Raw genomic sequence first — 10,641 nt, 5'->3', positions numbered from 1 at the left:
CGCGCGGGCGGGGGGAGTGCACAGAGCCTGCGGTGCCGTCCCCGCTCGGGGGAGCCGAGCGGGGACGGCGGGCCGGTCTGTGTGCCCTGGCGTGCGGCACGTCACAGAAACTAGAAGTCGGAGCGAGCCGCTCCCAAGGGGGGATCCCCCTAGGGGAGTTGGGGAGGGAAAACCCTCGATGACCCGGGCCGGGGTTTGAGCCTAGGCTGGAGCCGCAAGGTCGCCGCCCGCACGAACGCCTCCGCGGCGCGGCAGACGACACGCAGACGGGAACGTGACGACAGGGCCCAGGTCCCGGGAGGGGCTCGTCAGCCGGTCCCGGGGAGGTCAGTTCGTACGGTGCCCCGCCGCCAGACGCACGATGTCCACACGCGACCGGATACCCAGCTTCCGGTAGACGCGCGTGAGGGTCGCCTCGACCGTCTTCACGCTGATGTACAGCCGGCCGGCGATCTCCCGGTTGGTCGCGCCCTCCATGACCAGCTCCGCGACCTGGCGTTCCGTCGCCGCGAGCACGGCGAGGGCGTCCAGCGCGGACGGGGCGATCGCGGGCTGCGGCGGGGGCGCCGGGGCGACCGAGGCCTCCTCCACCCGGCGCAGCCACGGCAGGGCACGGCACCGGCGGAACAGCCGGGACGCCTCGTCGTACGAGCCCGGCGCGGGCGTCCCCCCTGGCCGGGCGGGACCGAGGCCCTGCGGGACGGCGCGCAGCCCCGCCAGGGCGTACGCGGCCCGTGCCTCCTCCAGGCCGTAGCCGAGCTTGGCGAGCCGGTCCTGAGCCGACGTCAACTGTCGTACGGCGGCGTCCTGTTCACCCCGCGCCGCCCGCACCAGCGCCTCGGCGCGGTCGAGGACGGCGAGCACGCTCTCCCGCCCGAGCCGCAGCGCCTGCTGCCGGGTGACGTCGACGACGTCCTGTGCCTCCGCCAACTCGCCCACCCGCACCAGGGCTTCGGCGAGATCGCCGTGCCACCGGCCGCGCGCCGGGTCGTAGATCCCGAGCCCGTCCTCCAACTCCCGTACGCGACGCAGGGACTGGACCGTCCCCGACGCGTCCCCGGCCACCAACTGGGCGTGCCCGAGGGCGCCCAGGGCGCGGGAGAGGTACATCAGGTCGCCGTCCTGCTCGGCGCGGTCGGCGGCCTCGCGGGCGAGCGCCCGGGCCCGTTCGACGTCACCGCCGGCGGCCTCCGCGAGCGAGGTGAGCATGGCGGACGCGCCCTCGCCGATGCCGGAGTCCCGGGCCAGGACATAGCCCTCGCGGGCGAGGTCGAGGGCCCGGCCGCAGTGCCCGGAGCGCAGCTCGGTCTCGGCGAGGAAGCGCACGTAGTGCACCTCGCTCTCGACCATGCCGCGCCGGCGTACCTCCCGCAGCAGCGAGGTGATCGTGGCGCGGGCCTCGCCGAGCTGGTCGCTCATCATGAGCCAGCGGAAGCGGGTCGCGCCCGCCCCGTTGTGGTGGCAGGCGAGCAGCGGGTCCTGCGGCTCCTTCAGCGCCCGTTTGATCGTCATCGGGGCGTCCGGGTGGCCCATCAGCATCTCGGTCTGCGCCTGGAAGGCGAGTGCGAGCAGCTCGGTGCGCCGGTCCTCGGCGCGTCCGGCCAGTTCCGCCGCGCGCGCGGCCTCCTCCCGGCTCTGCGCGAAGTCGCCCTCCAGGACCAGCGCCCGCCAGGCCAGCTGGTAGCGGACCAGCCCGAGCAGCCGCGGGTCGTCGCCCGCGTCGGCGAGGACCTGCGGATAGACAGCGTCGACCTCGGCGAGGGACTGCCCGGCCGCGTCGATCACCACCATCCAGGCCCGGACCCGCTCGGCGGGCTCGGTGGCCCGGCTCAGCACCTCACGCGCGATGTCCCGGCCGAGGTCGTTCTCCCCGGCGGTGATCGCGTCCTCGGCCGCCTGCAACCGCCGCTCGTCCGGGCCGGGCGTCGCGTCCGCCGGGGTGTGCCGGGCCGAGAGCAGCCCCAGCTCGGCGGCGACCGAGGGCGCGCCCCGGTCCCGGGCCACGGCGGCGGCCTCGCCGAGCCGTGCGGCGACCTGGGGGTCGGTGCCCTGGGTGGCCAGCGCCAGGTGCCGGGCCCGTTCGATGGGGTCGACGGCGGCGGTGGACAGCGCGGCGTGGGCGGCCCGCCGCTCCTGCGCGGTCGCCTCGGCGTACAGCGCGGCCGAGACCAGGGGGTGCGCGAACCGCACGCCCGGTGCCTCCCGCTCCGGCGCGAGCAGGCCCAGCTCGACGGCCTGCGCGGTCTCCGCCTCGGCGTTCTCCCGCCCGGCGGCGCGCAGCAGGGCCACCGTGGGCCGGGCACCGGCGCTGGCGACCAGCAGGGTGCGGCGGGCCTCGGCCGAGAGCATGTCCAGCCGGTTCAGGACCAGGGTCCGCAGCGAGGTCGGCACGGGCAGCGGCTCGCCCGGACGCGGCGGGGTCGAGCTGTCGGCGAGGGCGCGGCCCAGCTCCAGCGCGAAGAGCGGGTTGCCGCCGCTGGTGCGGTGGATGTCCCGCACGGTCGAGCGGGGCAGACCGGTGAAGCCGCGGTTCTCCAGCAGCTCGGCGACGTGCGTGCGGGACAGCGGGGCGACCCGGAGGGCGAGGGTGTCGGGAGGGGACGCGCGTAGATACCTGTCCTGCTCGTGACCGTGAGGGTCGGTCGAGGTGCGTACGGCGCACAGCATGCGCACCGGCATCTCGCCGAGCCGCCGCGCGGCGAACCCGAGCAGCTCCACACTGGCCGGATCCAGCCACTGGAGGTCGTCGGCGACGATCAGCACCGGGCCCTTGGCGGCCAGCGCGCGCAGCGTCGACAGCACCGCCAGCCGCAGGGCCAGCCCGTCACGCTGGAGCGTGGACTCGCCACGGCCGGTGAGTGCGGACTCCAGCGCGGTGCGCTGTGGCGCGGGCAGCTGGTCGGAGACCTCGTCCATGACCAGCCCGAGCAGGTCGGTCAGGGCGAGGAACGGCAGATGGGACTCGGACTCGGTGGCCGAGCAGCGCAGCACCGTCCGTGCCGATTCGTCGTATTCGGCGGCCAGGGCACGCAGGACGGTCGATTTACCGATGCCCGCGGAGCCGTGCACGAGCACGCTGCCGCCCCGCGAAAGCTGCTCGCGCGCCCCCGCGAACAGCTCCTCCCTGCCTATGACCAGGTCGGGGCGGGGTCTCCCAGGCTCCTTGAACTCCCGTCGCACGGGCCACCGCTCCCCTCGAGTGTCGTGTCCGGGCCAATATTAGGCGTCCAGCCTTGGAATTTCGGAACGCGGCCCGGTGTGAGAAATAACAGGAAGGGTACGGCATATAGAATTTCACGTGCCTGTTACATGAAAGCCCGGCCGCGAGGGAGTCCGTGAGGGGGGCGGGGAACCGCGCGACGAGCCCCCGCCGGGCCGGCGGCGCCGCGACTCCGACCTGTGAGCGGTCCGCTACGGCAACACCCCCGCCCGCCGGGCGGCCACCACGGCCTCCCACCGCCCGTGCGCCCCGAGCTTCCGCATGGCCGACCGTAGATACGCCTTCACCGTCTCGGGCCGCAGCCCCAGCCGCTCCGCGGCGGCCCGGTTGCTCGCACCCGTCGCGACGCAGGCCAGCACATCCGTCTCACGCGCCGTGAGGGAGACCCGGGGGACACCCCCCGCCGCGGCGTTCTGCCCACCGGCCACGCCGGCCAGGCGCCCGCACACCCGCAGCAGCTCCGCCCGCAGGTCGGGATCGTCGACGCGCGGGGCGAGCGCACGCAGCGCCCCGTGTGCCTCCCGGACCTCCTCCCACGCCCCGGCCGAGTCCCCCTCGGGCGGGGCGGTCGCGGCCAGCAGGGTCCGTGCCTCGTCGCGCACCACCAGCGCCTGCTCCATGTCCCGTGCCGCGTCCAGCGCGGCCGACACCGTGCGGTCGCCCAGCGGCTGGGCCGCGCGCAGAGCGCCGTAGAGCACCCCGCGCACCTGACGCCGTACGACGACGGGGACCGCGAGGACGGAGCGGATGCCTTCGGCGGCGACCGCGGCGTCGTACTCGTGGCTGATCCGGCGCGATGCGGAGTAGTCGGTCACCCAGCAGGGCCGGGCCAGGGCCACCGCCTTGCCGCCGAGACCGTTCCCGGAGTGCACGGACAGACCCTGGAGCGAGGTGGTCCGGCTGCCCTGGAGTTCGCTGATGCGCAGTTGCCCGGAGCCGGGCTCGACCAGCCCCGCGAAGGCGAGCGGCAGCCCGGTGACCCGCCGCAGCCGGTGCAGCGCGCCGCGCAGGTCCGCCCGGCCCGACAGGGCCGACCCGACCAAATCCGAGGGATCCAGTGCCACGAACTCGCCCCTTCCGCGCGGCGCACCCCCGTTCGGGGGTAGTGAGACGTGTATCACGCATTACACGATGTCAGGCAACGGTCCGGCAATGAGGAGGACACATGTCGGCGAGGACGAGCGCCACGGAGGAGTTCCGGGCGGCCCGGGACTTCTTGCTGGCCCATCGCGAGGACTACGCCACGGCCTACAAGGGTTTCGACTGGCCCCGGCCCGAGTACTTCAACTGGGCGCTCGACTGGTTCGACGTGATCGCACGTGGGAACGACCGTACGGCCCTGCACATCGTGGAGGAGGACGGCACCGAGACCCGGCTTTCCTTCGCCGAGCTGTCCGAGCGCTCCTCGCGCGTCGCCAACTGGCTGCGGGACCGGGGCGTTCGCGCCGACGACCGCGTCCTCGTGATGCTCGGCAACCAGGCGGAGCTGTGGGAGACCGCCCTCGCCGCGATGAAGCTGCGCGCCGTCGTCATCCCCGCGACCCCGCTGCTCGGACCCGCCGATCTGCGGGACCGGGTCGAGCGCGGCCGGGTCCGGCATGTGATCGCGCGGGCCGAGGAAGCGCCCAAGTTCGCGGACGTGCCCGGCCGTTACACCCGCACCACGGTCGGCGGCACGGTCGACGGCTGGCGGCCCTACGAGCAGGCCTACGGCGCCCCCGCCCGCTTCGAGCCGAACGGCGCGACCAACGCCACCGACCCGCTGATGCTGTACTTCACCTCGGGCACCACCGCCCGGCCCAAGCTGGTCGAGCACACCCATGTGTCGTACCCCATCGGCCACTTGGCCACCATGTACTGGATCGGTCTGCGCCCCGGCGACGTCCATCTCAACATCTCCTCGCCCGGCTGGGCCAAGCACGCCTGGTCCAACCTCTTCGCCCCGTGGAACGCGGAGGCGACCGTCTTCCTCCACAACTACACGCGCTTCGACGCCGGCCGGCTGCTCGCGGAGATGGACCGCGCGCGCGTCACCACCTTCTGCGCCCCGCCCACCGTGTGGCGCATGCTCGTCCAGGCCGACCTCGGCACGCTGCGGACCCCGCCCCGTGAGGTCGTCGCCGCCGGTGAGCCCCTCAACCCCGAGGTCATCGAACAGGTCCGCCGCGCCTGGGGCGTCACCGTCCGGGACGGCTTCGGCCAGACCGAGACCGCCGTCCAGATCGCCAACAGCCCAGGCCAGGAGCTGAAGACCGGCTCCATGGGCCGGCCCGGCCCCGGCTACAAGGTCGTCCTCCTCGACCCCGTCTCGGGCGCCCCCGACGCCGACGAGGGCGAGATCGCCCTCGACCTCTCCAACCGCCCCGTCGGCCTCATGACCGGCTACCACGGGGACCCCGACCGTACGGCGGAGGCCATGGCCGGCGGCTACTACCGCACCGGCGACATCGGCTCCCGGGACCCGGACGGCTACCTCACCTACGTGGGCCGCGCGGACGACGTGTTCAAGGCCAGCGACTACAAGATCAGCCCGTTCGAGTTGGAGAGCGCCCTGCTGGAGCACGAGGCGGTCGCCGAGGCGGCCGTGGTGCCCGCGCCGGACGAGGTGCGGCTCGCCGTGCCGAAGGCGTACATCGTGCTCGCGGCCGGCTGGGAGCCGGGCCCGGACACGGCGAAGGTGCTCTTCGAGCACTCCCGGACCGTCCTCGCCCCCTACAAGCGCCTGCGCCGCCTGGAGTTCGGCGAGCTCCCGAAGACCGTCTCCGGCAAGATCCGCCGCATCGAGCTGCGCGAGGCCACGGCCGCGGGCTCGGACGCGGAGTACCGCGAGGAGGACTTCCGGTGACGGGCGACTCGTACACCCACGGGACGAGCGCGACCCCGCTGCTCGGCGACACCATCGGTGCCGACCTCGACCGGGCCGTCGCCGCCTGGCCGGACCGTGAGGCGCTGGTCGACGTGCCGTCCGGGCGGCGCTGGACGTACGCGCGTTTCGCGGCGGACGTCGACGACCTGGCGTACGCGCTGCTCGCGAGCGGTGTGGCCAAGGGCGACCGCGTGGGTATCTGGGCGGTCAACTGCGCCGAGTGGGTGCTCGTGCAGTACGCCACCGCCCGCATCGGCGCGATCATGGTGAACATCAACCCGGCCTACCGCACCCACGAGGTCGAGTACGTCCTCCGGCAGGCCGGGGTCTCGCTGCTGTTCGCCTCGCTCCGGCACAGGACGAGCGACTACCGGGCCATGGTCGAGCAAGTGCGTGGCAACTGCCCGCAGTTGAGGGAGACCGTCTACATCGACGACCCGAGCTGGGACGCGCTGCTCGCGCGCGGGACGCCGGTGCCCTACCCGGACCTGTCCTGCGACGAGCCGATCAACATCCAGTACACCTCGGGCACCACGGGCTTCCCCAAGGGGGCGACCCTCTCCCACCACAACATCCTCAACAACGGTTATTTCGTGGGCGAGTTGCTCGGCTACGGCGAGCAGGACCGGATCTGTGTGCCCGTGCCGTTCTACCACTGCTTCGGCATGGTGATGGGCAACCTCGCGGCGACCTCGCACGGCGCGTGCGTCGTCGTCCCGGCGCCCTCCTTCGACCCGAAGGCCACCCTGGAGGCCGTCGAGCAGGAGCGCTGCACCTCCCTGTACGGCGTACCGACCATGTTCATCGCGGAGCTGAACCTCCCCGACTTCGCCGCGTACGACCTCTCCTCCCTGCGCACCGGGATCATGGCGGGCTCTCCCTGCCCGGTGGAGGTGATGAAGCGGGTGGTCGCCGAGATGCACATGACGGAGGTCTCGATCTGTTACGGCATGACCGAGACCTCGCCCGTCTCCACCCAGACCCGGCGCGACGACGACCTGGCCCACCGCACCGGCACCGTCGGCCGCGTCCTGCCGCACATCGAGGTGAAGATCGTCGACCCGGCGACGGGAGTGACACAACCGCGCGGCAGTGCAGGGGAGTTGTGCACCCGCGGCTACAGCGTGATGCTCGGCTACTGGGAGGAGCCGGAGAAGACCGCCGAGGCCGTCGACGCGGGGCGGTGGATGCACACCGGGGACCTGGCGACGATGCGCGAGGACGGCTACGTCGAGATCGTCGGCCGGATCAAGGACATGATCATCCGGGGTGGCGAGAACATCTACCCGCGTGAGATCGAGGAGTTCCTGTACGGCCACCCGAAGATCGCCGACGTCCAGGTGGTGGGCGTGCCGCACGAGCGGTACGGCGAGGAGGTGCTCGCCTGCGTCATCCCGCGCGAGGCCGCCGAACCGCCCACCCTGGAGGAGCTGCGGGCCTTCTGTGACGGGCGGTTGGCGCACTACAAGATCCCCAGCGCGCTGCGGGTCCTGGACGCCTTCCCGATGACGGTGTCGGGAAAGGTGCGGAAGGTCGAACTGAGGGAGCGGTACGCCCCCGGATAGCCGTCGCTCAGGTGCTCGCGCCGGTGGCGACCAGTTCCGTCGCCGCGCGGTTCACCGGCTGCGGGGTGCCCGTGAGATCCAGGACGAACAGGGAGACGCCCAGGCCGTCGGCGCGGTCGCGGGCGTCGTCCGCGTACCCGGCGAGGGAGAAGTACACGCAGTCGGTGGACTCCGTCATGGCGGTCAGCCACAGGCACTCGACGTCACGCAGTGAGGCCGGGCGCACCGACGGGTCCACCTGGGCCAGGACACCCCGCGCGGCGAGCCCGATCCCCGCGGGCTGGCGCTGGTCGGCGCGGCGGATGTCCTGGTAGCCCAGCCAGCGCAGATAGACGGCGACGGCGGTGACCGCGTCGCGGGCCGTGCGGATGGTGACGGGCCTGAAGGTCGCCCGGGGGCCGTCGGCCGCTTCGGTCGCCTCCACGGTGGCGCCCGGGCCCAGCGACCGCGGGGCGCCGGCCACGGGCACCCGCAGCACGGTCCCGCAGAAGCAGCCCAGCTCGGGGTGGGGCCACTGGTCGACGCGGCCGCAACTCCCGCAGCGGACGGCGACCCAGTCCTCGTCCCAGGTGCGGTGGGTGACCGAGGTGGGGGCGGCGCGGTGGTCCAGGGCCGGGGCGACCGGGGCGCCGCACGCACAGGGATAGGCCGGGGCCGCGTATTGGTGCTCCCGCCCGCAGTCCGGGCACCGCACCGCCATGCTCTCGCTCATGCTCCCCACCCCACCGCCGGGCCCGTCGAAAACGCCTCCTCATCGTCCCCCGGGCAGCGCTGCTCCGGCAGGGAAACACCCCGAGACGCCGGGGCGGATTCCGCGGCCCGCGCCCTTGACGGCCCTGACCCGCCCCCTTGACGGTCCCTGAGCCGCCCCCTACATTGCTTCCAGATAGCAGAAAACAATTTCCGCAATGTGGAAGTGATGGCGTTTATGGCATTGCGGCAATCACACTGACGAGATCACGGAAGTGCTCACCGCGGGGCGCGACGGGAGCGCGAGTCCGGCAGCTGAAGCAGGAGTACGCAATGGCTCGTATGACCGCTGCCCGCGCGGCAGTCGAGATCCTCAAGCGCGAGGGCGTCCGTGACGCGTTCGGGGTCCCCGGCGCCGCGATCAACCCCTTCTACGCGGCCCTGAAGGCCGCCGGCGGAATCCAGCACACCCTCGCCCGGCATGTCGAGGGCGCCTCGCACATGGCCGAGGGGTACACCCGCACCCGCCCCGGCAACATCGGGGTCTGCGTCGGCACCTCGGGGCCCGCCGGCACCGACATGATCACCGGGCTCTACTCGGCCATCGGTGACTCCATCCCGATCCTCTGCGTCACGGGGCAGGCGCCCACGGCCGTCATCCACAAGGAGGACTTCCAGGCGGTCGACATCGCCTCCATCGCGGGGCCCGTCACCAAGATGGCCGTCACCGTCCTGGAGGCCGCGCAGGTGCCCGGCGTCTTCCAGAAGGCCTTCCACCTGATGCGCTCCGGCCGTCCCGGGCCCGTCCTCATCGACCTGCCCATCGACGTCCAGCTCACCGAGATCGAGTTCGACCCGGACACGTACGCGCCGCTCCCGGTCTACAAGCCGGCCGCCACCCGCGCCCAGATCGAGAAGGCGATCGGGATGCTGAACGCGTCGCGGCGGCCGCTGATCGTCGCCGGCGGCGGGATCATCAACGCCGACGCCTGCGAACTCCTCGTCGAATTCGCCGAGTTGACCGGTGTGCCGGTGGTCCCCACCCTCATGGGCTGGGGCGTCCTGCCCGACGACCACGAGCTGAACGCCGGCATGGTGGGCCTGCAGACCTCGCACCGCTACGGCAACGCCACCTTCCTGGAGTCCGACTTCGTCCTCGGCATCGGCAACCGCTGGGCCAACCGGCACACCGGGAAGCTGGACGTCTACACGGCCGGCCGGACGTTCGTCCACGTCGACATCGAGCCCACCCAGATCGGCAGGATCTTCGCCCCGGACTACGGCATCGCCTCCGACGCCAGGGCCGCGCTGGAGCTGTTCGTCGCCGTGGCGAGGGAGCGGAAGGCCGAGGGCCGACTGCCGGACCGGTCGGCCTGGGCTGCCGACGCGCAGGACCGCAGGGCCCGCCTCCAGCGCCGTACACACTTCGACGACATCCCGATCAAGCCGCAGCGTGTCTACGAGGAGATGAACAGGGCTTTCGGGCCCGAGACCCGGTACGTCTCCACGATCGGCCTCTCGCAGATCGCCGGCGCGCAGATGCTGCACGTCCACCGCCCGCGCCACTGGATCAACTGCGGGCAGGCGGGCCCCCTGGGCTGGACCGTGCCGGCCGCGCTCGGCGTCGCCAAGGCCGACCCGGAGGCGTCCGTCGTCGCTCTCTCCGGCGACTACGACTTCCAGTTCATGATCGAGGAGTTGGCCGTCGGGGCGCAGCACCGCATCCCGTACGTCCACGTCCTGGTCAACAACTCCTACCTGGGCCTCATCCGGCAGGCCCAGCGCGCCTTCGACATCGACTTCCAGGTCAACCTGGAGTTCGAGAACGTCAACTCGCCCGAGCTGGGCGTCTACGGCGTCGACCACGTCAAGGTCGCCGAGGGCCTCGGCTGCAAGGCGATCCGGGTGACCGACCCGGCCGACCTGGCCGACGCCTTCGAACAGGCCAAGAAGCTCGCGGCGGAGTACCGGGTGCCGGTCGTCGTCGAGGCGATCCTGGAGCGCGTCACCAACATCTCGATGTCCACGACGAACGACATCGGCAACGTGGTCGAGTTCGAGGAGATCGCGACGGAGCCGGGGCACGCGCCCACGTCGATCAAGCCGTTGCGGGTCTGAGGGGCGCGGGACGTGAGGAGCCGGTGGTGGCGTGTGGTCCATCGCCGGCTCCACCGGCGTCGGAGGGGCGGCCCATCCGAGGGAACGGGAAAGGGGAGACCCTGCTCCAGTGCGACCTCGCGTGATGCGAGCCGCTTTGTCGCGCTGGAGCAGGGCCTCCCCTGTTTCCCCCGGTTCACCCC

The 10,641-nt window shown here is 72.6% G+C and carries 6 protein-coding genes; 3 read left to right on the top strand and 3 right to left on the bottom strand.

The genetic code is table 11. The annotated features are described in order from the left end of the window. Positions 1 to 327: 327 nt before the first annotated feature. Together P1P70_RS32620 and P1P70_RS32615 are read right to left on the bottom strand one after the other, a co-directional pair. Entirely contained in the window at positions 328 to 3,180 is a 2,853-nt protein-coding gene (locus P1P70_RS32620; protein ID WP_319244215.1) for a helix-turn-helix transcriptional regulator, read from the bottom strand. Between the two features lie 231 nt (positions 3,181 to 3,411). Beyond that, positions 3,412 to 4,284: a helix-turn-helix transcriptional regulator gene (locus P1P70_RS32615; protein WP_319244214.1), complete on the bottom strand. Its 873-nt coding sequence runs from the start codon at positions 4,282 to 4,284 to the stop codon at positions 3,412 to 3,414. Positions 4,285 to 4,385: 101 nt separating this feature from the next. Between P1P70_RS32615 and P1P70_RS32610 the strand changes: the two genes are divergently transcribed. Next, entirely contained in the window at positions 4,386 to 6,065 is a 1,680-nt protein-coding gene (locus P1P70_RS32610) for an AMP-binding protein (protein ID WP_319244213.1), read from the top strand. Further along, the gene (locus tag P1P70_RS32605) at positions 6,062 to 7,651 is read left to right on the top strand and encodes an AMP-binding protein (RefSeq protein WP_319244212.1); all 1,590 of its coding nucleotides are present in this window, start codon (positions 6,062 to 6,064) and stop codon (positions 7,649 to 7,651) included. The genes P1P70_RS32610 and P1P70_RS32605 overlap by 4 nt, the downstream gene beginning before the upstream one ends. Before the next feature lie 7 nt (positions 7,652 to 7,658). On the opposite strand, the gene P1P70_RS32600 is transcribed toward P1P70_RS32605, so the two are convergent. Continuing rightward, positions 7,659 to 8,363 (bottom strand): hypothetical protein, encoded by a 705-nt coding sequence (locus P1P70_RS32600; protein ID WP_319244211.1) that lies wholly within the window; start codon positions 8,361 to 8,363, stop codon positions 7,659 to 7,661. Positions 8,364 to 8,674: 311 nt separating this feature from the next. Between P1P70_RS32600 and gcl the strand changes: the two genes are divergently transcribed. Continuing rightward, positions 8,675 to 10,459 (top strand): glyoxylate carboligase, encoded by a 1,785-nt coding sequence (gene gcl / locus P1P70_RS32595; RefSeq protein ID WP_319244210.1) that lies wholly within the window; start codon positions 8,675 to 8,677, stop codon positions 10,457 to 10,459. The last annotated feature ends 182 nt before the right edge of the window (positions 10,460 to 10,641 follow it).

Origin of the sequence: Streptomyces sp. MB09-02B (assembly GCF_033794485.1) — a bacterium.
In the GTDB taxonomy this organism is placed as follows: Bacteria; Actinomycetota; Actinomycetes; order Streptomycetales; family Streptomycetaceae; genus Streptomyces.
The sequence above is the reverse complement of the archived record's forward strand: the minus strand, read 5'-3'. Positions and strand labels throughout refer to the sequence as shown.

What these genes read in the sequence shown, in the direction of transcription:
- P1P70_RS32600 (WP_319244211.1), bottom strand. Translation starts at nt 8,363, where the DNA reads ATGAGCGAGAGCATGGCGGTGCGGTGCCCGGACTGCGGGCGGGAGCAC.
- gcl (WP_319244210.1), top strand. Translation starts at nt 8,675, where the DNA reads ATGGCTCGTATGACCGCTGCCCGCGCGGCAGTCGAGATCCTCAAGCGC.
- P1P70_RS32610 (WP_319244213.1), top strand. Translation starts at nt 4,386, where the DNA reads ATGTCGGCGAGGACGAGCGCCACGGAGGAGTTCCGGGCGGCCCGGGAC.